Consider the following 22,452-nt stretch of genomic DNA (forward strand, 5'->3'; position numbering starts at 1 on the left):
AATTAAAGAATTTTCCCCCTGATTTATCGGGTGAGCCATGATATATCGGGTAACATTCGCTGTACGTAATTCCATAACCCTCACTTTAATTGAAGATAAAGATACGATTATATTTTAGAAATAAAAAGCCCCGCTATTCTTTCGAACAGCGAGGCCTTTTGGAAGCGAGCGGAAGACGGGACTCGAACCCGCGACCCTAACCTTGGCAAGGTTATGCTCTACCAACTGAGCTACTTCCGCAATTAAATTAGATCGTACTCGAAGCGGGACTTGAACCCGCACAGCCGCAATGGCCAAAGGATTTTAAGTCCTTCGTGTCTACCGATTCCACCATTCGAGCATCCACCTCTTCTCTAAGAGTTGAGCGGAAGACGGGACTCGAACCCGCGACCCTAACCTTGGCAAGGTTATGCTCTACCAACTGAGCTACTTCCGCATTGTTTGTTTCTCTTTTGCGAGTGCAAAGGTAGTACAAATATTTATACTGCCAAACATTTCCGGTGAAAAATTTAATTATGGATGTAAATTTTATTACCGTTTGTATCGACGACATATTGTTTGAGGGCTTGTTTCTCCTCAGCGCAAGGTCCTTCCACCGGATTGCCGATACCGTTTAAAAGTTCAAATTTACTACCGCATTTCGGACAAATGGCGTATACGGCAGATTCGTCCACATCTACGATGACATTAGCGGATGCCTCATGAGGACAAGCGGCATCGAACGCAAAGAATGCACCGGTTCCGTTACTGGACAATCCATGATAAACCAATACGCCTCCAAACCCTGTTTGCTCGCCAGCTTGGTCTACATCTTTAGAGGTGTAGATCTTATAAGCCTGTATTGCATTCAACGCTTTATCTTGATAAGTCAGATCTAGTTCCAGATAGACCGCACGATAGGGAATGCGAGTCTCTATCGTATCTGCGCAAGATAATAGCGTAAACAAGATCAAAAGTGGAAATATCCGTCTTATCTTATCCATGGATCAATTTCTTTTCAGCCTCGTTCATCCGTTCGAAAGAGAAAGAACCTATCACGCTACGCATCATGGTGGCGATTGGTTCGTTACATAGATTACCGATACTGCCTTCGTGTGTATGGTTAACGCTCTTCGAAGGAACGAATTTACCGGCCTCGATATCCAAACCTACTTGCTTATAAGCGTCACGGAAAGGCATTCCGGCCAAGACACGGCGGTTCACTTCTTCCACGCTAAACAATAGAGAATATTTATCATCGTCCAATATATGCTCGTTCACTTTCACCTCACGCATCATATGAGTTACCATGCGTAAGCAATCCTTCAGCTCGTCGAAAGCCGGTAGGAAGACTTCCTTGATGATCTGGAGATCCCGGAAGTAACCGGAAGGAAGATTATTGCTGATCAAGATGATTTGCTGAGGCAAGCCTTGAAGCTTATTGCATTTGGCACGTGTCAACTCAAATACATCCGGATTCTTCTTATGCGGCATGATACTGGAGCCGGTCGTGAACTGATCCGGCAGTTTGATGAAGCCAAAGTTCTGGCTATTGAACATACAAGCGTCGAACGCTAACTTGGAGAGCGTAGCGGCGATACCCGCCATAGCGAAAGCCACGGTGCGTTCCATCTTGCCACGTCCCATCTGGGCGTATACCACATTGTAGTCCAGCGAGTCGAAACCTAATAAATCCGTAGTCATCTGGCGGTTTAGCGGGAAGGATGAACCATATCCGGCGGCGGAACCCAGCGGGTTACGGTTGCAAATACGGTATGCGGCTTGCATAAGTTGCAAATCATCTACCAAGCTCTCCGCGTAAGCGCCGAACCAAAGTCCGAACGAAGAGGGCATAGCTACCTGTAGATGCGTATATCCGGGAAGCAGTACATCCTTGTACCGGTTACTCTGGGAGATCAAAACGTCGAACAAGCCGGAAACCAACTCAACCAATTCTTGTATTTGCGAACGGGTGAAAAGTTTCAGATCCAATAGAACCTGATCATTGCGGGAACGCCCGCTATGGATCTTCTTGCCCATATCGCCCAAACGGCGTGTAAGCATGAGTTCCACCTGCGAGTGCACATCCTCGATGCCTTCCTCGATGATGAATTCTCCACGATCCGCTACGGCGTATATATTCCGTAATTCTGCTAATAAGACGTTTAGTTCCTCTTTGGTCAATAAACCGATACTTTCCAGCATCGTGATATGCGCCATAGAGCCTAATACGTCATATTTAGCGAGGTAAAGATCCATCTCACGGTCCTTACCTACCGTGAAGATATCTACTTCATGATCTACCTGTACATTTTTTTCCCAAAGTTTCTGAGCCATAATGAAAAAGGAATTAATAAGGCAAGGAGGCGATAACGGTCGAGATTTTATCCACAGCCTCTTGCAAAGGTTTCGATACCATTGGTTTCAAGAACGGATTCAGATCGGCACGAACCGTGATTTTTAACCGTGTGTCGTCCTCGGCCACCTGTTTCAATTGTATCCACAAGAAAAGGGGAACAGGAGAGTTGGTCGTCGTGAACTTGATTAATTTATTCGGCTCTCTTTCTACGATCTGGAAGGTAATCTTACCAACGGGATCGACAGCGAAACTACAGGTATCGCTGTCGAACTCAAAATTTTTTATTTTATCTTGCGGGATGCGATCCTTGATACGTTCCAAGTTGGAAAGATCGGACAACATCGTGAAGATACGTTCATCATTGTGTGGGATCTGTTTGACCTCACTCACAAATTCTTCAGTCATTGAGTGTCTTTTTGTTTATTACTTATTTCGGGTCCCAGTTAGCCGGATCTTTACGCCATTCCTGAAGAACCGCGATCTCAGACTCATCGATGTAATGCGTACGGACAGCTTCTTCCAAGACTGCGTCGTAGTTACTCAATGTAGTCAATGTTACTTTAGCGTCTTTGAAAGCGGCTTCCGCTACAGGGAATCCATAGGTAAAGATAGCTACCATACCCGCGACATCGCAACCAAAGTTACGTACGGCCTGTACGGCTTTCAAGCTACTACCTCCGGTAGATACCAAATCCTCGATGATCACTACTTTAGAACCCGGTTTCAATTCTCCTTCGATAAGGTTTTCCAATCCATGATCTTTTGGCGTAGAGCGGATGTATACGAATGGCAATCCTAATAAATCGGCTACTAAAGCACCTTGAGCGATCGCGCCTGTAGCAACACCGGCAATGGCATCTACGTTCTCGAATTTTTCACTAATCACACGAGCCAACTCCAATTTAATGAAGCTACGAACGACCGGATAAGAAAGAGTCTTTCGGTTGTCATTGTAGATCGGAGATTTCCAGCCGGATGCCCAAGTAAACGGATTGGCCGGTTGCAACTTTACGGCTTTAATCTTTAATAATTTTTCTGCTACTAAACTTTCCAGTGTTTTCATACAATCCTATATTTATATCAGTCTGCAAAAATAGATAAACTGAATGACATTACCTTGAATATCGTACGTTAATTTTTTATTAATATTTATGCGACAGATAGGGCTAAAATGCTGATGCGTATGCCCGGAATCCCTGATAAAGCCTTTGCGCAAGCGGAAATCGTGGCTCCGGTTGTGATCACGTCGTCTATGAGCAGGATATGTTTGTTTTTTAAGCTTTCCGGATGAATGACATTAAAAATAGAACATACATTTAACCAGCGGTCGTAAATGGCCTTACGAGTTTGGGTGCTTGTGTGGGTGGTGCGGGCCAGACTTTGCGTATCGATGGGGATATCCCATATGGAACGGATGCCGGAGGCGATCCATTCGGACTGGTTGTAACCTCTTTGCCGTTTTTTGCGGGGATGCAGGGGAACGGGGATAAGGAGGTCTACGGTACATATCGGGCTGTGATCCGTTTGGAGCTCTCTCGCTATCTGCCGTCCGAGTAGATAGCCCAGCTCTTTATTATCATGGTATTTGAGCGAGTGTATCAGGCTTTGTACTTTTCCGCCTTTCTCGTATCGTAGATAAGCGGTGGCGTATTCGATCCGGTCTTTTCCGATAAAAAGTTGCTCGACGGGGTTGTTCACCAGTTGATGATATCCCGTGTGCGGCAGGTCGCATAGGCATTTCAGGCAAATTTGTTCTTCTCCCTCGACGAGTGGTCGTTTACATATTTTACATAAGTTTGGGAAAAACAGGTTGAGCAGATTATTCCATGTCGTCGGCATAATCCTCGCAGTCTGTTCCTTTGAATAATTGGCTTAGGCAATCCAACGTGATCCGGCTTTCGAAACCTCGTCCGGCGGCGAAACGGAGTAACTTGTTGAATAGGTCCCGCTCGTCTTTTCCTTTTGTCGATTTCTTTTTGCTTTTTAGTAAATCGAGTAAGATGGAGCGGTATTCTCCCTCGTCGATGGCGGCGAGCGATTCTTCCCGGATCGGGGAGGGGATGTTTTTCTTATAAAGCTCGTAGCCTATTTTTACCCGTCCCCATTTATTGAACCGTAGCTTATCGTTCACGAAGAAACGGGTGTAACGGGATTCGTCGATAAACCGCTCTTTCAGCAATCGGGCGATGATACGCTCGGAGGCGTCGGGAGGAAGTCCGGCGGCATCGATCTTTTTCTGTACGTCTTGTATGCAGCGTTCGGCGGTGGAGCAATAGGCGGCTGCCCGGTGCAACATCTCGGGTTCGGTTATCTCTTTCATATTTTTGCTTTTACGATACGGTCTTTTCCGTATAAATCTTGTATTAATTCGACTTCGGTGTAATTCTCTTGACGTAGCATCGCTACGGTCTCTTTTCCGCAAAGGGCGTTGATCTCGAAGTAAAGATGCCCGCCTTCCACCAAATGCCTTTGTCCGAAGCGGGCGATGGCCCGGTAAAAGAGAAGCGGATCGTCATCGGGAACGAACAAGGCCATGTGAGGCTCGTTCTCCAAAACGTTCGCTTCCATGGTCGCTTTCTCCTTATTCATTATATAAGGAGGGTTGCTGACGATGCAATTGAAGTTGCCTATAGGAGAAACAGCGGTTTCTTCCGTATGGGATTTTGGTTTCATGTACGTGAAACTTTTGTTTTCCTTACGTGAAACTTTTGTTTCTTCTACGTGAAACTTTAGTTTTCCTTGCATGAAACTGGGATAACCTTCGGAAAGGATATCCAATTCGAGGAAAGATACGGAAACTTGATTCAGTCGGGCGTTCTCCTCGGCCACGGCGAGCGCTTCGGGTGATATATCCACCGCCGCTACCTCAGCCTTCGGAAGATGTTTCGCCAAGGAAATAGCGATACAGCCGCTTCCCGTACCAATATCTAATATACGAGGGGCTTGGCCTCGGTAGTCCGTGATGATCCGCTCGACCAACTCGGCGGTTTCCGGGCGGGGAATCAATACGTCCGGCGTCACCTTAAACTCTATCCCGTAAAAATCCGCTATGCCTAATAAGTATTGTATGGGCTTGTATAAACGCAGTCCTTCTACAATCTCCTTGATTTTAAATTTCTCCGTATCAGATAATTCTTTACCTTTGCCTAACAGGAGTTGATGGGTAGAAAGACCGCAAACACGTTCCATGATGAGCCGGACGAGCGCTTGGGCTTCGCCGGGAGGATAAATATCTTTGAGGGAATTTCGGATGTAGGCGATGGTCTCAGTCATATCTTACTCTTGTTTTATCGCGAAAGTAGTGTAAAAACCGTTTATATGCAAAGATTATGATAGAGGTTGAAGAGAAATACATGGCTCGTTGCATCGAGTTGGCCAAAGGAGGGAGGGGAAATGTCAGTCCGAATCCGATGGTTGGCGCGGTGGTTGTGCATAAGGGCCGTATTATCGGTGAGGGATTTCACAGGAAATGTGGGGAGGCGCATGCCGAGGTGAATGCTATCGCTTCCGTGAAAGACGAGTCTTTGTTGAAAGACAGTACGATTTATGTGAGTCTGGAGCCTTGCTCTCATTATGGGAAGACGCCTCCTTGCGCCGAGTTGATTATCCGGAAAGGGATTCCACGGGTGGTGGTCGGTTGCTTGGATCCTTTTCCCGAGGTGTCGGGGCGAGGCGTGCGGATGTTGCGTGAGGCCGGTGTCGAGGTGGTCACAGGCGTGATGGAGGAAGAAGCCCGTGCGTTGAACAAGGCGTTTATGACGCTACAAACGAAAGGCCGTCCTTATATTATCTTGAAATGGGCGCAGAGCGAGGATGGGTTTATCGATCGTTTGCGTACGGACGTGTCGGAGCCGGTCACGGTTTTGTCTTCTCCGGAGACTTCACGCTTGGTGCATAAACTTCGCTCGGAGGTGGCGGCTATCATGGTCGGTACACGGACCGCTTTATTGGACAATCCTTCATTGAACGTGCGCCATTGGTCCGGTAATTCTCCGGTTAGGGTCGTATTGGATCGCCGGCTCGTTATTCCCGATTCTTATCGGTTGCTGAATGGTTCCTCACGTACATTAATATTTACGGAGAAGGAAGTGGAAAACCGAGAGAACGTGGAGTATATCCGGATAGATTTCGAGGGTCCGGTGATCCGGCAAGTGCTAGATCATCTTGCTGTCCGGAAGTTGGATTCCTTATTGGTGGAAGGTGGGACTCAGCTGATTAATTCTTTTGTGGAAGCGGATGTATGGGACGAGGCGAGGGTGGAAACGGCCCCGGTTCGCCTGTATCAAGGGGTGCATGCGCCGATGCTTGGAAAGGAGGCTGTTAGCGGCATCTCCGGACGTTCTGTTATGAGCATTAAAAATCATAACTATGAAATTTTAAATCATAACGATGAGTTCGAAAAATCATAACTATGAATTTTAAGGCTCATATAATCAACTAAAATATTATAAATATTAGCAGGTATTAGGGTGAAAGCAAAAAATGTTTCTACTTTTGTGCCTTTATATGCGACAAACTTATGTTTTTGATGAAAAATAAATTAGTACTATTTATAACAGGTTGTTTTGCATTAGTGTTGTCTTCTTGTTTGAAATCAGAAGATGTCACTGATATAGAATTGGTTAAGAACTGCCAAATATCCTCTTTTAAGCTAAGTAGTGATTCTATCTCGGGGTTGGATACCGTGAAGTTTACGATCGACCAACTGACGGGGCGGATTTTTAACATTGACTCTCTGCCTTTTGGCACGAAGATCGAGAAAGTTGTTTGTACGATTACGGCAGCCAGTAGCTATGCGCTTAGCGGTATAGAGGTAAGCCCGTATGCTTATCCGGACTCTACTTATTACTTAAACAATTTATCAGACTCCATTAATTTCTCCGCTCCGGTAAAGTTCGTGGTTCATGCGTATGACCAAGTCACGACAAAAGTCTATATGGCGCAGGTGAATATCCATCAAGTGGTTCCGGACTCTATGGTTTGGAGTATGTACGCGAATCCTATGATTGGCATTACCGTGAAGGATCAGAAGGTGGTAACTTACGATTATAATGGATCGGAGAATTACTTTATGTATGTGAAACCCGCCGAGTCCGGTAAACCTTACCAATTATATTACGCTCCGGTAAGCGCGCCTAAGGGCTGGCAGTCATTATCCTTGACCGGTCTGCCTTCCGATGGGCTTTTGATCTCCCAGATTACCGAGTATAACAATGCTTTATATGTGCCGGCTACAAATGGCACTTTATATAGATCCGAGGATGGCTTGACTTGGAGCGCTGTAGAGAACGCCCCTTCCGTGAAATACGTTTTGGGTAGCGTGAAGCAGGGCACGAAACAGCCTTCCGCCTTAGCTACGATCGTGGATCAGGAAGGAAAGTTAGCGTTCTATGCGATGAACGAATCCATGGAGTGGATCGCCGGAGATGCGGTGCCTAGCGGATTCCCTGTTACCGGATTTAGCAATCTCCAATATGCCGCAATGTATCATGAGTACTTGATGACCGCCAGCGGACGTACCGTGGACAACCAAGTGGTTAATACGACTTGGGCGACCATGGATGGTATCTCTTGGGCGTTGATGGCTTCCGGTGACGCAAACTTCACGAAGCGTGAGGGAGCGATGATCACGAATTATGACGATAAGTTTTTCTTGATCGGAGGTATCGACGCTTCGAACAAGGCATTGAAAGATATGTATCAATCGATAGATTATGGTATTTCTTGGTCGTTGATCGACTCGATGGTGGTGTTACCGACCGACTATGCGGCGAGAGGCTTTTCCTCAATTATTGTGGATAAAGAGAATTTCGTGAACATTTTCGGGGGAAAGACCAGCACTGGTTCCAATGACTTGAACCAACTTTGGAGAGGCCGTATCAATCGTTTGATCCCGAAGGAATAGAAAAGTTCGATAGGAGATGTATAATTTTATGAGGCTTTTAGCGTTAGAAAAAGAAGTGTGGTATATATAACAGCAAGGCTTATGACTTCAACTTTTTTTCAGCGGCTTCTCATAATCATCCTATTAGCGGGTACGGTCCCTACGCTTTGGGCGCAGGAATATAAGTACGAGATCGGTGGTATAGCTGGTGGTGCCTTTTATATGGGTGACGCCAACAAGAATACGATATTTAAAGGAATGAATCCGGCGGTGGGAGCCGTGTTCCGGTATAACATCAACTTTCGTTGGGCCTTGAAAGCCAACTTGATGTGGGGACAGGTTTCCGGTAAGACCGAAGGTATGGAGAACGTTTTTCCGAATAATGCCCAAACCTCTTTCAACCGTAGTATCATGGAGTTGGGGGGACAGGCGGAGTTCAACTTTTTCCCGTATAGCGATAAGTTCGACTATGCGGGGGCGAAGCGTTTCTCTCCTTATGTCTTGGTGGGCATTGGGCTGACGGTGGCTCCGGGTGGCGGGAAGACTTTCGCCAGCCCGAATATTCCTTTAGGCGTGGGCATGAAATATAAGATCAAGAACCGCCTTAATTTAGGGTGCGAGTTCTCGTTTCGTAAGTTATTTGGCGATGGCCTAGAGGGAAAGGACATGTTGGACGATCCGTATGGTGTTAAGGGTAGCGCTCTTAAGAATAAAGATTGGTACTCTTTCTTGTTGTTGTCTGTTACATGGGATTTCGGCCCGAGGTGCCGTACTTGTAACAATGCGAAAAATATAAGTGAATATTAGTAAGATAAAAAATGTCGTTGATTGAGAAAATAGACAAGAATCGCTTGCCACGGCACGTGGCAATTATTATGGACGGGAACGGACGTTGGGCCAAGGCGAAGGGGAAAGACCGTAGCTTCGGGCATCAGGAAGGCGTCGTTTCGGTCCGTAAGATTATGGATGCGGTCACTCAACTCGGATTGAAATATCTGACGTTGTACACTTTCTCTACCGAGAACTGGAATCGTCCGGAAGAAGAGGTCCAAGCATTGATGAGCTTGTTGGTCTCCGCCATTCACCGGGAGACTCCGGACATGATGAAGAAAAACGTCCGCCTTACCGCCATAGGCGACCTTTCCCGCTTGCGTGAGGATGCGTATAATACATTGCAAGAATGTATCGATACGACTTCGGCGAATACGGGAACCACACTTGTTCTGGCGCTTAGTTATTCTTCCCGGTGGGAGATCACCAGAGCGGCTAGGCAACTCGCCCAAGAGGTCTTGGAACAGAAAATAAACCCCAATGATATAACCGAGGCTATGGTCTCGGACCACTTGACGACCAAAAATATCCCCGATCCCGATCTTTTGATACGGACCGGAGGAGAGAAACGCATCAGTAACTTCTTGCTATGGCAGTTGTCATATGCTGAATTCTTCTTTACGGATGTGTTTTGGCCGGATTTCAGAGAAGAAGAGTTGTATGAGGCTATATTGTATTACCAGCAACGTGAGCGTCGTTTCGGTAAGACAAGTGAGCAATTAATCTTATAAACAATAGCTGTTATATGTACAAAAGAATAGTGCTGTTTTTTATTTGCTTGGGTTTCGCTTGCGGTGCGTTTGCCCAAGAAATAGACACTACCCAAGTTGAGGCGCCGGCAGAAGTGCCGGTCATTTCGTACTCGTTAGCTCCGAAGAAATACAAGATTGCGGATATAAAGATTACGGGTATCAAGAATTATGATGATTTTGTGTTGATCGGCTTCTCGGGCTTGTCGGTAGGCGATGAGATTACCGTACCGGGAGAGGAGATCACTACAGCAGTGAAGCGTTTTTGGAAACATGGCTTGTTTTCGGATGTGAAGATTTTGGCAACGAAGATCGAGGGCGACCAGATTTGGCTGGAGATCCAGCTGAAGCAGCGTCCGCGTATCTCGCAAGTCAATTACCACGGGATCAAGAAAGGCGAGCGTGAGGACTTGGAGGCGAAGCTGGGTTTGAAGAAAGGTTTTCAGGTGACACCGAACGTCATGGACCGTGCCAAGATCGTGATCCAGAAGTTCTTCGATGGCAAAGGCTTTAAGAACGTGGATGTCGAGATCGAGCAAAAGGACGATCCCGCGAATGAAGGCGAGGTGATCGTGGATATCAATATCGATAAGAATGAAAAGACCAAGATCCATCGTATCTATTTTGAGGGTAACGAAAAACTGACTGCCCGGGAGTTGAAGAAGGCGATGAAGAAGACGAACGAGAAGTTTAGCTTGCCGAACGACTGGAAAACCAGTATCATGGAGATGTTCAGCACGAAGAAGTTCACGACTGAGGAATATGAGAACGATAAGAAAAATATAATCGCTAAATATAACGAGCATGGTTATCGCGACGCCGTATTGTTGTTTGATAGCGTAGCGAACTTTAACGAGAAGAAGGTAGATATCTTCTTGAAAGTGGATGAAGGTGAGAAATACTATTTGAAAGATATTCGCTTCGTGGGTAATACGCAATATTCTACGGACTATTTGATGGCCGTGTTGGGTATGAAGCCAGGCGAGGTGTATAATCAAAAGAAATTGAACGAACGTTTGAGTACGGATGATGATGCCGTTTCGAATGTCTATTTTAATAACGGTTATTTGTTCTTCAACGCCGATCCGGTAGAGGTGGATGTAGCGAATGACTCTATCTCGTTAGAGATCCGTATCCAAGAGGGTCCGCAGGCGACGATCAACCGTATTATCATTAATGGTAATGACCGTTTGTATGAGGATATCGTTCGCCGTGAGTTGCGTACCAAGCCGGGTATGTTGTTCAGCCGTGACGACTTGATGCGTTCCGTTCGTGAGTTGGCCCAGATGGGACACTTCGACCCGGAAAACATGAATCCGGTGCCGCTGCCTGATCCTGAGAATGGAACCGTGGATATTGAGTATAACTTGGTTTCCAAGGCGAATGACCAGATCGAGTTCTCCGCTGGTTGGGGACAGACGGGTGTGATCGGTAAGTTAAGTTTGAAGTTTACGAACTTCTCTATGAAGAACTTCTTGAACCCGAAAACCTATAAGGGCATCATCCCGCAAGGTGAGGGACAGACATTGACCTTGAGCGGCCAGACGAACGGGCGTTACTATCAGGCTTACAGCATCTCCTTCATGGATCCTTGGTTCGGCGGTAAACGACCGAATACATTGTCTGTCAGCGCTTATTTCTCAAAGCAAACCGATATCAGTAGCAATTACTTGACCAATTCCGGTTATGGTTATGGCTATCCGGGCTATGGCTATGGTTATCCCGGTTATTATGGGGGCGGTTATGGCTATGGTAGCAACTATTACGGCAACTATGGTTACAATAATAGTTATGAGTATGCTTACGACCCGGATAAGTCTATCATGATGTTCGGTTTAGCGGCTGGTTATGGTAAACGCTTGAATTGGCCGGATGACTACTTCCAGTTCATGGCGACGTTGAACTATCAGCTGTATATGATGCATGATTGGGATTATTTCTTGGTTAATAACGGAAATTGCCATAATATCAACTTGGAGTTGATGTTGCAACGTAATTCTATCGATAACCCGTTGTATACTCGTAAGGGTTCACAATTCATGTTGTCTGTAGCTGCTACGCCTCCTTACTCTTTATTCGATGGTAAGGATTATGCGTCGATGTCAAGCTCAGACCCGGATAAGTATAAATTCATCGAGTATCATAAATGGAAGTTCAAAGCGAAGATCTTCTCTCCGTTGGCTCCGTTGACCGTGAAACGTACGCCGGTATTGATGACCCGTGTTGAGTATGGTTTCTTAGGTACTTATAATAAAAATAAGAAGTCTCCGTTCGAGACCTTCTATATGGGTGGTGACGGTATGAGTGGTTACTCCAGTACCTATGCTCAGGAAACGATCGGTTTGAGAGGTTATGAGAATGGTAGTATCGCCGGTAATGGTGGTTACAACTCTTATGGATACGCTTATTCTCGTTTGGCTATGGAGTTGAGATATCCGTTCTTGCTGGAGCCTTCCTCTACGATCTACGGATTGGTATTTGTGGAGGCTGGTAACGCTTGGACTGATTTGAAGAATTTTAATCCGTTTAACTTGAAACGTTCCGCTGGTGTCGGTGTCCGTATATTCTTGCCGATGATCGGTTTGATGGGACTCGACTGGGCTTATGGTTTCGACGAGCCGAATTATGGATCTAATGGTAAACGTAGCGGTAGTAACCTGCACTTTATCATCGGACAGGAATTCTAAAATATAGATCGGGTATAGCTTCGTATGTAGAGACGGGGCGTGTTCCGTATGTGGAGACGGGGCACGCCCCGTCTCTACATTTAAATAAATACTTTTAACGAATATTGGTAGGCTGTAAGTAAACCCTCTGTTATATTTGCAGTCATAAAGTAGAACTATAAATAAAGAGAGTATGAAAAAGATTATCACATTGAGCTGTCTGATGTTGCTTTGTTCTTTTGTCGGCATGGCACAGAAGTTCGCTTTAATCGACATGGAATATATATTGAAGAATATTCCGGCTTACGAAATGACCAATGAGCAGTTGAGCCAAGTTTCCAAGAAATGGCAAAATGAGGTGGAAGCGATTCAGCAAGAAGCTCAGAATATGTATAAGAATTATCAGAGCGATCTGGTATTCCTTTCCGCCGAGATGAAAACGAAACGTGAGGAAGAGATCGTGAAGAAAGAGCAAGAGGCGCAAGATCTGAAACGTAAATATTTCGGTCCTGAGGGTGAGTTATATAAGAAACGCGAGAGTTTGATGAAACCGATTCAAGACGAGGTGTATAATGCGGTGAAAGAAATCTCGGAAGACAAGGGATATCAAATTGTTTGGGATCGAGCTTCAGCTATGAGCATTATTTTCGCTTCTCCGAAGATCGATATCAGTAATGAAGTGCTGATTAAGTTAGGATATTCAAAATAAATGCTTACATTTGTGCGCTTTATGCATGAAAAGTGTGAAAGCTTGATTAATAACAAAGTAATTATATAGTAAAAATGAAGAAACTTATTGTTTTATTGTTGATGATTCTCCCGTTGGGAGCTATCGCTCAGGAAGTTAAAATTGCGTTTGTAAAAACTCAAGAGGTGTTTATGGCTATGCCGGAGGTATCTGGTATGGAAAAACAAATGGCAGACTTGAATGAGAAATATAGAGTTGAATTGAAGCAAATGCAAGATGAATACCAAAAGAAATATTCAGACTTCGTAGCGCAGCAAGATTCATTGACAGAAAATATCAAGTTGAGAAGAATGCAAGAGATTCAAGATATCCAAGAACGTATGGATAACTTCGTTCAGGTAGCTCAGCAAGACGTACAAAAGAAACAACAAGAATTATTGCAACCGATCCAACAGAAGTTGCACGAGGCTATCCAGAAGGTAGGCGAGGAGAAGGGATATACGTATATCATCGATCCGGCAGCTTTGCTTTATACGGGTACTAACGCGGTAGACGCAACTCCGTTTGTTCGTACGAAACTCGGTTTGTAATTAGCGAGAAAATTTATTCTATAGAATAAGAGAGGGGGTGTTTTCCGAAAGGATTGCACCCTTTGTACTTTATAAAAGAAGGTTTCTGATATGTTTCCACAAACTCCCGGTCCGATCGGTCTTTTTGATTCAGGTTATGGCGGACTTACGATTTTCGATAAGATTCATCAGTTGATGCCCGGTTATGATTACGTTTATCTGGGCGATAACGCACGTTCTCCTTATGGAACCCGTTCGTTCGAGGTCGTTTATCAATTTACCCGTCAGGCGGTATCGCGTCTGTTTGAGTCGGGTTGCCAATTGGTGATCTTGGCTTGTAATACGGCATCCGCGAAAGCGCTTCGTACGATCCAACAAAAAGACTTGCCTACATGGGACCCCGATCGTCGGGTATTGGGAGTCATCCGTCCTACAGTTGAGTTAGTGGATACAATCAGCCGTACTAAACATATCGGTATCGTAGGTACGAGCGGTACGATTACGTCCAATTCTTATACGATCGAGATTGGCAGGATGTACCCACATATCCAAGTGACAGGCGAGGCTTGCCCCATGTGGGTTCCTTTGGTGGAGAATAATGAGTTTAATTCTCCGGGAGCGGATTATTTCGTGAAAAAGCATATCGACCATCTATTATCCGTAGATCCGCAAATCGATACGCTTATCTTGGGATGTACTCACTATCCCCTTTTGATGGATAAGATCCGTGCTTTTCTTCCTTCCGGCATCACTCTATTCTCGCAAGGCGAGCATGTAGCGGAGAGTTTGCGAGATTATTTAGGGCGTCACCCGGAAATGGATCGTAAACTCACGAAGGGAGGAAGTTGCCGTTTTCTTACCACGGAGTCGGCAGAGAAGTTTTCTGAGGCGGCCTCTATCTTCATGAATACTCCGGTCTCGGTTTCCCAGATCGAGCTATAACGTCCCTAGGCCCTATGAGGGAGATGTATATGAACGCTATTTATACTTCCCTCCTTCCTTATGAATACTTGAAAGATATCGGATGAATTCATTTGAATATCTAGTATAATTCTACAGATCACGCCGTGGTCTGTAGAGTTCACGGCGTGGTTTGTATAGTTCACGTTGTGGTCTGTACAGACCATGACGTGAATTAGAAAATAAAATAAGGAGCGAGAACGTATAGGTATAGAAAGAAATAGGTATAATACCTTATCCTATCTTAAATTCTTGCCGGACGTCTGCCTTCTACGGAAAAGTTAGATGCTTTCTTATTGGATGCTCTTTCCGAAAGGAGCCAAGGCTAAAGCTGCCATCTTAAAATGTTGCATGCCGAAAGGGATGCCGATGATCGTGATACATAGCAAAAGGCCGAATCCCAGATGCGTAAGGCAAATCCAAAAGCCTCCGACGAATATCCAGATAATGTTCATGATAAGTGACAAGCATCCTCCGGAATTCCCCTCGTCTACGACACGGCTGCCAAAAGGCCATAAAGCCAGTATCGCTAATTTTAAGGTCTGGAGGCCAAAAGGTATACCAATGATCGTTATCATTAGTATTAGGCTGGATATCAGATATTCTACACTTGTTATAATCCCTCCGAAGAGTAACCATATTATATTCCCCAAGAATTTCATACGCTAGTTATTTAAATGGTTGATACTATCTTTCTCATATATAACAGATGCTTTACTAACTGTGGCTACATGAAAGCTATCTATTTCCGCCAAGATTTGCCGCTTAACGAAAGCGAAACTATCCCTATAGGCCGGTTTCACCGGTTCAGAAGGGGGAGCTTCCATTTTTAGCGGATCGATAGGTTGCCCGTTCTTATGGACACGGAAGTCTAGGTGCGGCCCGGTAGAGAGTCCGGTGGAGCCTACATAAGCGATCTCTTGGCCTTGTTGCACATGGCTGCCTACTTGGATTCCTTTGGCGAAGCGGCTTAAGTGCATATAAGTCGTGGTGTATACGGAGTTATGTTTCACTTTCAGGAAATTGCCCCCGCCGTTTTGATATCCCTTGGCGATAACCGTACCAGCTCCGATGCTGCGTACCGGTGTACCGGTCGGTGCCGCGTAATCAACCCCATGATGCGCCCGGTATCGTTTGAGGATCGGGTGGAAACGGGCGTTCGTAAAACGGGATGTGATCCGGAAAAAGTCTAATGGGGCTTTCAAGAACGCTTTGCGAAGGCTGTTCCCTTCCTCATCAAAGTATTCGAAGATACTGTCTTGGGTGAAAGGAATCGCTACAAACTCTTTGCCTTGATGCGTAAAGATCGCCCCCTCGATAGAGGCGATGCTCAAGGCGGTGGTATCGTCGATGTAAGCCTCATTGTATAGAACCTTGAATGAGTCTCCATCTTTGATATCGAAGAAATCGATTTGCCAAGCGTACACGTCCGATATCTTGATCGCCAGATACGGATCACCTCCATTGGCCTTGATCACGTTCCATAGGGAAGAGTTTAAGACTCCTTCCGTATATTTTTTCTTGAGGGTGATCGGCTTATTAAATTCATAGGCGTTGATCGTATCTCCGGTCAAGTCGATTACGGCATAATCGGTCAGCGACTTGGCGAAGGCGATATATCGGATCGTCTCTAAGGAATCTACCGTGGAAAATGTGTAATAATGCATGCCGGCTCGCAGTTTCGTCGGATCGAGGACATGGGTGGATGCCCTGCTGATACTGTCTGCTTTCAAGGCCGTGAAGCCCAGCCCGGAGAAGATGGAGGCGGGATTATCCCCGTTTTTCATCAAATACTCTTTTACGTCCAAGGAATCGATACAGATGCCGTATTGATACAGATGTTGTGAGCTATCCACCCACTGCGTATCCATGTCCGCGTCTTCCGTGGGCTGTTGGGGCTGTTTGCAGGAGAAACAACTCATCAACATGACTAATACGATACATATAGGTAGTTTCTTGTCCATTTGTCTTCGTTTGTTCATCAAAAATTATTCAACCGGATACAAACTTACGGAAAATAATAGAAATAGCGAAACCTATTTAGCGTAAAGCTTTGTACCTTCGCGGACTCGTAAAAAGGTGTTTAGGTAGAAAGCAGATCAATGGACATGTATAGACTATTCCGTGCCCCGAGAGGGCTGAGAGGTAAATTATTTAAATTAACAGGGCCTATCTTTCTGGAAACCTTGCTGATGTTGACTTTAGGCGTGGTGGATACGCTTATGTTGAGCCATCATTCCGATAATGCGGTGGCAGCGGTAGGTGTGGTTAATCAATTGCTGAACATGGTATTCCTGCTGTTCAATATTACCACGACCGGAACTTCCGTCATGTGCGCCCTTTATTTCGGGGCGAAAGATAATAAGAGTTTTATTCAGGTGTTAGGAACCTCCTTGTTGTTTAACGCCGGCGTAGGTTGCTTGATCAGCTTGATGCTTTTCTTGTTCGGTAGGGAGATGTTGGTCCTGATGGATATCCGTCCGGATCTGATGCCGGACGCTGAGACTTATATGCACATTGTCGGAGGGTTCGGCTTCTTCCAAGCGGTTAGTTTTACGATATCGGCGGTGCTCCGTGCGGCGAACAAGCCGAATTACGCGATGCAGGTGACCTTGCTGATCAATGTATTGAATGTGTTTGGAAATTATGCGTTGATATTTGGCCATTTCGGTTTCCCTGCCCTCGGTGTACAAGGAGCGGCTATCTCTACCTCTGTTTGCCGGGGAGTGGCGATGACACTTTTGTTTATCATGCTGTTCAAGCGGTTGGTGCCTCGTATCCCTTTGGCTTATTTCCGTCCGTTCCCGTTTCAGAAGTTGAAAGATGTGTTGAAGATCGGCTTACCTTCGGCAGCGGAACAAATCTCGTATGATGCCTCGCAGGTGACGATTGTCTACTTTATCAATATGCTGGGTAATGAGTACTTGACAGCTCGTGTTTATGTGATGAATATCGTGATAATCGGCTATATCTTTTCTTTGTCGATCGCGCAAGCTACTTCTATTTGTACCGGCAATTTGGTGGGCGCGAGGAAGAAGCAAGCCGCTTATTTATTGAGTTGGTATGCTTGGAGGAGGTCGTTGCTGATTACGTTAGTCGCTAGTACCGGGGTTTATCTGCTGGGACGTCCTTTATTGGGGATATTTACTGAGAATCAAGCAATCATAACGATCGCGATGGGAGCCTTGCTGGTAGATGTACTCTTGGAGCAAGGGCGGGCCACGGTACTGCTGTTCTTATTCTGCTTGCGTTCGGTAGGCGACGTCGTGGTCCCGGTAATTATCGAGTTATTCTGTATGTGGTTCTTTGCCGTGTTCTGCGGGTATATGTTCGGTATCGTGTTCGGATTAGGCTTAGCGGGGATGTGGTTCGCTTTTGCTTTGGACGAGTGTTCCAGGGGAGCGGTACTCTGTTTGCGATGGCGAACGCAGAAGTGGAAAAAGAGGATGTTAATCAAGAATCCTGTTAATATAAGCTAAAACAGGGTGTTCTTGGGAACATTTCGCCTTCTATTTGCGTCTTACTAATTACAATAGATATTTTATAAAAGATTATGATGAAGATGAAAAAGGTATTGTTTTATGCGTTTTTGCTTCCCGCTTTCGTTGGGATGATGTTTTCTTGTTCAGACGTCAAGACAGATGTGAAGAAGTTGGAAGGTAAATGGAATGTGGTAGAAGTGAAAGGTGAGAAAGTCTTGGAAGAAGGCCTGCCGCAGATGGACTTCAATATGGCTGAGAAGAAATTACATGGAAATACAGGCTGTAATTTATTCAATACGACGATCACGTTAGATCCGGAAGATGTATCTTCTATTACGATCGCTCCGGGCGCTACGACTATGATGGCTTGTCCGAATATGGATTTGGAGACGAGCGTGCTTCAATCGATGGATCAGGTTCGTTCCGTGAAGGCCGGAAAAGATGAGAATGAGATGTTGTTGGTAGACCAAGATGGTAATGTATTATTAGTATTGGAGAGAAATTAATGAGAAAAGGTCTTTTTTATATTTGCCTGCTTTTGGTAGGCGTCGGTTTGTTCGCCGGCTGTAAATCCAAGAAAGCGGTGGTAGCTTCTTTCTCGGATCTGGATGGTGAATGGGGTGTCGTGGAGATGAACGGTAAGACGTTGAATCCCGAGGAGACTCATCAGGTTTTGGTGTTCGACGTGGCTCGTCAAGGGCTTTCAGGAAATGCCGGTTGCAATCGGTTGATGGGGAAGATCGAATATAATGATGCTTATAAAAATATCATTAAGTTCCCACAGGTAGCGACTACCCGAATGGCTTGCCCGGATATGAGCGGCGAACGTGAGTTGCTGGAAGCGCTTAATAAGGTGGTGCGCTTTGAGGCACAGGGTGAGGCGGCTCCTGTTACGGAAATCGCTTTGTTCGGGACCAATAATGATAAGTTGTTGGTGATCAAAAAGCAAAAATAAAATCACCCAGTTGTAGAGACGGGGCACGCCCCGTCTCTACAACTGGGTATTAATATTTGAAACTATAACGGAATCCTGCCTTAAACCAAATACCCGGTTGGGGGATATTTCCCAGATCATAATAAGTGGAATTGAGCAGATTATTTAACTCCGCATATAGATTTAACCGCTGATATTCCCAATTTACTTTCATATCTACTAAGCAATAAGGAGCGTAAGGTTCCTCATAAGCCGGCTTAAGATTCTCGTATTTAGTATAACTACCTGCCCGGTCTTGCCAACGGACATACCAAGTGGCCGAAAAACCTTTCCAGATAGAATGGCTTAATTGAGCCGTGAACTTGTGCTTCAGATAATCTAACGCATAATTCGATATATACCCCTCACTATCCTTGTCTTGATGGATAAACGCATATCCCAGTTCTATTTTCCGGATAAAGAACCGTTCGTTGCCCAGTTCCCTTGGTAATAAACTCAGGTTAGTCTCGAAACCAAGGTTATCGACTTTTGTCAGATTTCGGCTTTCCCAGATATCTTCCGGTTTCTCTTTCACCCAATCGATCATGTTCTTGCCTTTTCGGTAAAAGCCGGCTATATGAGCCCGGAGGAAGTAAGTGTTGTATTTCAGTCCGACCTCGAAAGCCTCGCTTTCTTCCGGTTTTAGGTCAGGATTTCCTTTATTCGTCTTACCCTCATAATAAAGATCGGTGAAAGTCGGCATACGCAATGCCCGGTTCCAGCTCCCATACAGACGGACATTGTCCCCGATACGGTAACTGGCATCTATTCCCGGATAGAAATGAATCCCTTCGTTTAAGGCCGAATTATAGTTTGCCAAGACCCCGACTGACAACGTGAAGCGGCGTAATAATACGTTATGCTCAAGAAAGTAGCTGATGTTACTTCGGTTATCGCTTTTTAGATATTGCCCCTCTTTCTCGAAAGGAACATCCTGCGGTTCCTTCATCGGCTTGCCTAATACGTTACTCCTTACTCCCTCGTTTCGGAATTCCACGCCCATACTGGTTCTTCCTAGTTTCCACTGTGTCGTGGCGTTGAGGTTGGCTCCGAATACTTCCGTCTCATGGTAATTATGCCCGGTATACCAATCGGCGGGATCGCTACGGAACAACTCGTACCGGTCGAAATGTCGGGTCCAGTATACCTTGGGGGTGAACTTGATTTTGCCATGTGTTTCTCCTCCGGCGGAGAGGAAAAAGCGGCGAGTCTTGTCGTATTGGTTGGGGTAGGAAGCGGAGTAGAAGCTATTCGCTCCATAACCTTTGTCGTTGTATCCAGCTTGGAATTGGAAATCGGCCTCCTCGCTTTTAAGTTCCGATTGCCAAAAAAGATTTAATTGTTTGAAGTCTGTATTGTCTATATACCCTCCGGACGAGGCATACCCTGCGGAAAGGCGCTGTCCGAAATGAGTGGTCGCGTGATTGATGGCAGCTTCCAGTTTCCAGAGCTTATGCATTCCAGCGTAATTGTCGGTCGAGATCCTGTTCTCTTTTCCTGTTTTCGTGATGATATTGATCGCTCCGGCGAAAGCGCTGGCCCCGAATATACGGGAAGAAGGGCCGGATACCACCTCGATGCGCTCTATGTCCGAGAGATTCACCGGGAGGTCAAAACTATAATGGCCAGTTTGTGGGTTGGAGAGGTTGACCCCGTTTAAGAGAACCGCTATTTGGTCGAACGTCCCTCCCCGGATGGAGATATCGGCTTGGGTGCCTCCTTCTCCTCGTTGCCGGACGTCTATTCCCGCGGCATATTCTAAAAGATCCTGGATACTGGTGACAGGTGCCGCCGCGATCTCACGGGCGGGAATGACTGTCACGATCTTGGTCACTTGATTCCGTGCGATAGGCGCACGGGAGGCGGTAACTTCTACCTCTTCCAGCTCTACGGAAGCTTCCTCGCCGGTCCGGTTAGGCTCGATTGTCTTTTGAGCTTGCGCCGTGTCGGGCAGGGCGAATAGTAGCGTACTTGCTGTTACGACTCCAATGTTAATGACTTTGTGCATACTCCGGAACACGGCGTAACGTTTCCGGTCGAATCGGCGGAAACGTACGGCGACTTGGGTATGCGATTCCCAATAATTCATTCGTTCTTATTTTTTATTTTGAGTAGGATAGTCCGGATAAAGTAAATACTTTTTACGCATGGCCTTGTATTGATCCAGCTCGGGTTTCCAACTTTCCCGGATCTCTTTCTCGGATAAGCCCCTTACGATCTGGTAGCGGAGCTGCTTCGTGCCTGCCAATAAATCGAACCAGTTCGGACGGGAGAAGAAAAAGGCTTGATCCTTTCCCGCTTTATTGTAGAAGTCGAGGAAGAATCGCAAGGTTAATCCTCCTTCGAACGGATATTCCCGCAGATCGATGCCGTAACATACTTTATCCTTTTGCAAGGGATTGGTATCGAATCCGGGCAAGGAGGTCGGGGTAAAAGTGAAATCCCCGTATTTAGGATCCGGGAAGCCTAGTACTTGAAACGGATAATAGGTTCCTCTTCCCACGCTAACGTTCGTAGCCTCAAAAAAGCAAAGCGACGGATACAGACGGATAGACTGGTCATTCGGGAGGTTCGGAGAGGGCTTGACCGGCAACCAATAGGGATCTCCGTGTTTCCAATTCTCCATCTTTACGATCTTTAACCGGCAGGTATCGGGCGTACTTTTCAGCCAGCCTTCCTTATTGATCATCCATGCCAATTCCCCTACGGTCAAGCCGTGCAAGATCGGGAGCGGATCGACACCGACGAAAGACTCGAATCCTTTCTGGCGGATCGGTCCGTCTACGAAGTCATTCGGGTTCGGGCGGTCCAACACGATAAACTCTTTGTTGTTTTCGGCGCAGGCTTCCATCACGTAATGCATCGTACTGATATAGGTGTAGAAACGGGCACCTACATCTTGTATATCGAAAACAATCACGTCGAGGTCGCCCAGTTGCTCGGCGGACGGTTTCTTGTTTTTCCCATAAATAGAGATGATGGGGATGCCTGTTTTCAAGTCTCGGCTATCTTTTATCTCCTCTCCGGCATCACCGGTTCCCCGGAATCCATGTTCCGGAGCGAACACCTTCTTAACGTCTATGCCTTCCGCTACTAGCGCATCTAATAAATGAATCTGCCGCTTTTCCAAAATGGAAGTCTGGTTGACCACTAATCCTACCCGCTTGCCCTTCAGTAAACGAGTGACGACATCCATCCGCTCGGCACCTAGCTTTAACGGGGCGTTTTGTGAATAGACCGTTGGCGTCAGGCTAAAAAGTATGACTAGAAATATAAAGATCTGTTTCATTACATATATAATAACTGTATACT

The 22,452-nt window shown here is 45.9% G+C and carries 22 protein-coding genes and 3 tRNA genes; 11 read left to right on the forward strand and 14 right to left on the reverse strand.

Annotation, left to right across the window (positions count from 1 at the left end):
* Window positions 1-167: 167 nt before the first annotated feature.
* The 10 genes from DWX33_RS15375 to DWX33_RS15420 all read right to left on the reverse strand — a co-directional run bounded on the left by DWX33_RS15375 (window position 168) and on the right by DWX33_RS15420 (window position 5,611).
* Window positions 168-240: transfer RNA gene (locus DWX33_RS15375), tRNA-Gly, on the reverse strand.
* A gap of 15 nt (window positions 241-255) precedes the next feature.
* Window positions 256-340: transfer RNA gene (locus DWX33_RS15380), tRNA-Leu, on the reverse strand.
* Between the two features lie 23 nt (window positions 341-363).
* Window positions 364-436: transfer RNA gene (locus DWX33_RS15385), tRNA-Gly, on the reverse strand.
* A 73-nt stretch (window positions 437-509) separates the two neighbouring features.
* Window positions 510-983, reverse strand: a complete 474-nt coding sequence (locus DWX33_RS15390; protein WP_005867883.1) for a (2Fe-2S)-binding protein — start codon at window positions 981-983, stop codon at window positions 510-512.
* On the reverse strand, window positions 976-2,316 hold the full coding sequence (gene argH / locus DWX33_RS15395; RefSeq protein WP_005867884.1) for an argininosuccinate lyase: 1,341 nt from the start codon (window positions 2,314-2,316) through the stop codon (window positions 976-978). The genes DWX33_RS15390 and argH overlap by 8 nt, the downstream gene beginning before the upstream one ends.
* Window positions 2,317-2,329: 13 nt before the next feature.
* On the reverse strand, window positions 2,330-2,743 hold the full coding sequence (locus DWX33_RS15400) for a polyketide cyclase (RefSeq protein WP_005858994.1): 414 nt from the start codon (window positions 2,741-2,743) through the stop codon (window positions 2,330-2,332).
* A gap of 22 nt (window positions 2,744-2,765) precedes the next feature.
* Complete coding sequence (pyrE, locus tag DWX33_RS15405; RefSeq protein WP_005858992.1) at window positions 2,766-3,401, reverse strand: orotate phosphoribosyltransferase; 636 nt, start codon at window positions 3,399-3,401, stop codon at window positions 2,766-2,768.
* Window positions 3,402-3,487: 86 nt separating this feature from the next.
* Window positions 3,488-4,177, reverse strand: coding sequence for a ComF family protein (locus DWX33_RS15410; protein WP_122380638.1), 690 nt, complete (start codon window positions 4,175-4,177; stop codon window positions 3,488-3,490).
* The gene (locus DWX33_RS15415) at window positions 4,158-4,658 is read right to left on the reverse strand and encodes a regulatory protein RecX (RefSeq protein ID WP_044545209.1); all 501 of its coding nucleotides are present in this window, start codon (window positions 4,656-4,658) and stop codon (window positions 4,158-4,160) included. Before DWX33_RS15415 ends, DWX33_RS15410 begins: the two co-directional genes overlap by 20 nt.
* The gene (locus DWX33_RS15420) at window positions 4,655-5,611 is read right to left on the reverse strand and encodes a HemK/PrmC family methyltransferase (protein ID WP_122380639.1); all 957 of its coding nucleotides are present in this window, start codon (window positions 5,609-5,611) and stop codon (window positions 4,655-4,657) included. Before DWX33_RS15420 ends, DWX33_RS15415 begins: the two co-directional genes overlap by 4 nt.
* A gap of 56 nt (window positions 5,612-5,667) precedes the next feature.
* Here DWX33_RS15420 and ribD point away from each other — a divergent pair, with 56 nt between their 5' ends.
* The 8 genes from ribD to murI all read left to right on the forward strand — a co-directional run bounded on the left by ribD (window position 5,668) and on the right by murI (window position 14,667).
* Window positions 5,668-6,747 carry a bifunctional diaminohydroxyphosphoribosylaminopyrimidine deaminase/5-amino-6-(5-phosphoribosylamino)uracil reductase RibD gene (gene ribD, locus DWX33_RS15425; RefSeq protein WP_122380640.1) on the forward strand — a complete coding sequence of 360 codons (1,080 nt, stop codon included), beginning with the start codon at window positions 5,668-5,670 and terminating at the stop codon, window positions 6,745-6,747.
* Between the two features lie 119 nt (window positions 6,748-6,866).
* Window positions 6,867-8,243 (forward strand): DUF6242 domain-containing protein, encoded by a 1,377-nt coding sequence (locus DWX33_RS15430; RefSeq protein ID WP_036653426.1) that lies wholly within the window; start codon window positions 6,867-6,869, stop codon window positions 8,241-8,243.
* An 81-nt stretch (window positions 8,244-8,324) separates the two neighbouring features.
* Window positions 8,325-9,029, forward strand: a complete 705-nt coding sequence (locus tag DWX33_RS15435; protein ID WP_122369028.1) for a DUF6089 family protein — start codon at window positions 8,325-8,327, stop codon at window positions 9,027-9,029.
* An 11-nt stretch (window positions 9,030-9,040) separates the two neighbouring features.
* Window positions 9,041-9,784 (forward strand): isoprenyl transferase, encoded by a 744-nt coding sequence (locus DWX33_RS15440; protein ID WP_005858978.1) that lies wholly within the window; start codon window positions 9,041-9,043, stop codon window positions 9,782-9,784.
* A 14-nt stretch (window positions 9,785-9,798) separates the two neighbouring features.
* Window positions 9,799-12,489, forward strand: a complete 2,691-nt coding sequence (gene bamA / locus DWX33_RS15445) for an outer membrane protein assembly factor BamA (RefSeq protein ID WP_122144016.1) — start codon at window positions 9,799-9,801, stop codon at window positions 12,487-12,489.
* A 172-nt stretch (window positions 12,490-12,661) separates the two neighbouring features.
* The gene (locus DWX33_RS15450; RefSeq protein ID WP_122144015.1) at window positions 12,662-13,177 is read left to right on the forward strand and encodes an OmpH family outer membrane protein; all 516 of its coding nucleotides are present in this window, start codon (window positions 12,662-12,664) and stop codon (window positions 13,175-13,177) included.
* Between the two features lie 74 nt (window positions 13,178-13,251).
* Window positions 13,252-13,746: an OmpH family outer membrane protein gene (locus DWX33_RS15455; RefSeq protein ID WP_005858972.1), complete on the forward strand. Its 495-nt coding sequence runs from the start codon at window positions 13,252-13,254 to the stop codon at window positions 13,744-13,746.
* Window positions 13,747-13,836: 90 nt separating this feature from the next.
* A complete protein-coding gene (murI, locus tag DWX33_RS15460) occupies window positions 13,837-14,667 on the forward strand; it encodes a glutamate racemase (RefSeq protein WP_087346629.1) in 831 nt (276 codons plus the stop codon).
* Between the two features lie 311 nt (window positions 14,668-14,978).
* On the opposite strand, the gene DWX33_RS15465 is transcribed toward murI, so the two are convergent.
* Together DWX33_RS15465 and DWX33_RS15470 are read right to left on the reverse strand one after the other, a co-directional pair.
* Window positions 14,979-15,347: a YccF domain-containing protein gene (locus DWX33_RS15465; protein WP_005867901.1), complete on the reverse strand. Its 369-nt coding sequence runs from the start codon at window positions 15,345-15,347 to the stop codon at window positions 14,979-14,981.
* Between the two features lie 3 nt (window positions 15,348-15,350).
* A complete protein-coding gene (locus DWX33_RS15470; RefSeq protein WP_008772654.1) occupies window positions 15,351-16,649 on the reverse strand; it encodes a M23 family metallopeptidase in 1,299 nt (432 codons plus the stop codon).
* A gap of 144 nt (window positions 16,650-16,793) precedes the next feature.
* On the opposite strand from DWX33_RS15470, the gene DWX33_RS15475 reads away from it, so the two are divergent.
* The 3 genes from DWX33_RS15475 to DWX33_RS15485 all read left to right on the forward strand — a co-directional run bounded on the left by DWX33_RS15475 (window position 16,794) and on the right by DWX33_RS15485 (window position 19,122).
* Window positions 16,794-18,164 (forward strand): MATE family efflux transporter, encoded by a 1,371-nt coding sequence (locus DWX33_RS15475; protein ID WP_044545557.1) that lies wholly within the window; start codon window positions 16,794-16,796, stop codon window positions 18,162-18,164.
* 83 nt (window positions 18,165-18,247) lie between these two features.
* Window positions 18,248-18,673: an META domain-containing protein gene (locus DWX33_RS15480; RefSeq protein ID WP_005858961.1), complete on the forward strand. Its 426-nt coding sequence runs from the start codon at window positions 18,248-18,250 to the stop codon at window positions 18,671-18,673.
* Complete coding sequence (locus DWX33_RS15485) at window positions 18,673-19,122, forward strand: META domain-containing protein (protein WP_005858959.1); 450 nt, start codon at window positions 18,673-18,675, stop codon at window positions 19,120-19,122. The genes DWX33_RS15480 and DWX33_RS15485 overlap by 1 nt, the downstream gene beginning before the upstream one ends.
* A gap of 49 nt (window positions 19,123-19,171) precedes the next feature.
* On the opposite strand, the gene DWX33_RS15490 is transcribed toward DWX33_RS15485, so the two are convergent.
* Complete coding sequence (locus DWX33_RS15490; protein WP_122380641.1) at window positions 19,172-21,229, reverse strand: TonB-dependent siderophore receptor; 2,058 nt, start codon at window positions 21,227-21,229, stop codon at window positions 19,172-19,174.
* Between the two features lie 6 nt (window positions 21,230-21,235).
* Window positions 21,236-22,429: an exo-beta-N-acetylmuramidase NamZ domain-containing protein gene (locus tag DWX33_RS15495; protein WP_122380642.1), complete on the reverse strand. Its 1,194-nt coding sequence runs from the start codon at window positions 22,427-22,429 to the stop codon at window positions 21,236-21,238.
* Window positions 22,430-22,452 lie beyond the last annotated feature (23 nt).

The sequence above is a fragment of the Parabacteroides sp. AF19-14 genome (assembly GCF_003635485.1).
Lineage (GTDB): Bacteria > Bacteroidota > Bacteroidia > Bacteroidales > Tannerellaceae > Parabacteroides > Parabacteroides distasonis.

Bases quoted from the DNA above. Each gene is read 5' to 3' on its own strand.
- DWX33_RS15390 (WP_005867883.1), bottom strand. From the start codon at position 983: ATGGATAAGATAAGACGGATATTTCCACTTTTGATCTTGTTTACGCTA.
- argH (WP_005867884.1), bottom strand. From the start codon at position 2,316: ATGGCTCAGAAACTTTGGGAAAAAAATGTACAGGTAGATCATGAAGTA.
- DWX33_RS15400 (WP_005858994.1), bottom strand. From the start codon at position 2,743: ATGACTGAAGAATTTGTGAGTGAGGTCAAACAGATCCCACACAATGAT.
- pyrE (WP_005858992.1), bottom strand. From the start codon at position 3,401: ATGAAAACACTGGAAAGTTTAGTAGCAGAAAAATTATTAAAGATTAAA.
- DWX33_RS15410 (WP_122380638.1), bottom strand. From the start codon at position 4,177: ATGCCGACGACATGGAATAATCTGCTCAACCTGTTTTTCCCAAACTTA.
- DWX33_RS15415 (WP_044545209.1), bottom strand. From the start codon at position 4,658: ATGAAAGAGATAACCGAACCCGAGATGTTGCACCGGGCAGCCGCCTAT.
- DWX33_RS15420 (WP_122380639.1), bottom strand. From the start codon at position 5,611: ATGACTGAGACCATCGCCTACATCCGAAATTCCCTCAAAGATATTTAT.
- ribD (WP_122380640.1), top strand. From the start codon at position 5,668: ATGATAGAGGTTGAAGAGAAATACATGGCTCGTTGCATCGAGTTGGCC.
- DWX33_RS15430 (WP_036653426.1), top strand. From the start codon at position 6,867: ATGAAAAATAAATTAGTACTATTTATAACAGGTTGTTTTGCATTAGTG.
- DWX33_RS15435 (WP_122369028.1), top strand. From the start codon at position 8,325: ATGACTTCAACTTTTTTTCAGCGGCTTCTCATAATCATCCTATTAGCG.
- DWX33_RS15440 (WP_005858978.1), top strand. From the start codon at position 9,041: ATGTCGTTGATTGAGAAAATAGACAAGAATCGCTTGCCACGGCACGTG.
- bamA (WP_122144016.1), top strand. From the start codon at position 9,799: ATGTACAAAAGAATAGTGCTGTTTTTTATTTGCTTGGGTTTCGCTTGC.
- DWX33_RS15450 (WP_122144015.1), top strand. From the start codon at position 12,662: ATGAAAAAGATTATCACATTGAGCTGTCTGATGTTGCTTTGTTCTTTT.
- DWX33_RS15455 (WP_005858972.1), top strand. From the start codon at position 13,252: ATGAAGAAACTTATTGTTTTATTGTTGATGATTCTCCCGTTGGGAGCT.
- murI (WP_087346629.1), top strand. From the start codon at position 13,837: ATGTTTCCACAAACTCCCGGTCCGATCGGTCTTTTTGATTCAGGTTAT.
- DWX33_RS15465 (WP_005867901.1), bottom strand. From the start codon at position 15,347: ATGAAATTCTTGGGGAATATAATATGGTTACTCTTCGGAGGGATTATA.
- DWX33_RS15470 (WP_008772654.1), bottom strand. From the start codon at position 16,649: ATGGACAAGAAACTACCTATATGTATCGTATTAGTCATGTTGATGAGT.
- DWX33_RS15475 (WP_044545557.1), top strand. From the start codon at position 16,794: ATGTATAGACTATTCCGTGCCCCGAGAGGGCTGAGAGGTAAATTATTT.
- DWX33_RS15480 (WP_005858961.1), top strand. From the start codon at position 18,248: ATGAAAAAGGTATTGTTTTATGCGTTTTTGCTTCCCGCTTTCGTTGGG.
- DWX33_RS15485 (WP_005858959.1), top strand. From the start codon at position 18,673: ATGAGAAAAGGTCTTTTTTATATTTGCCTGCTTTTGGTAGGCGTCGGT.
- DWX33_RS15490 (WP_122380641.1), bottom strand. From the start codon at position 21,229: ATGAATTATTGGGAATCGCATACCCAAGTCGCCGTACGTTTCCGCCGA.
- DWX33_RS15495 (WP_122380642.1), bottom strand. From the start codon at position 22,429: ATGAAACAGATCTTTATATTTCTAGTCATACTTTTTAGCCTGACGCCA.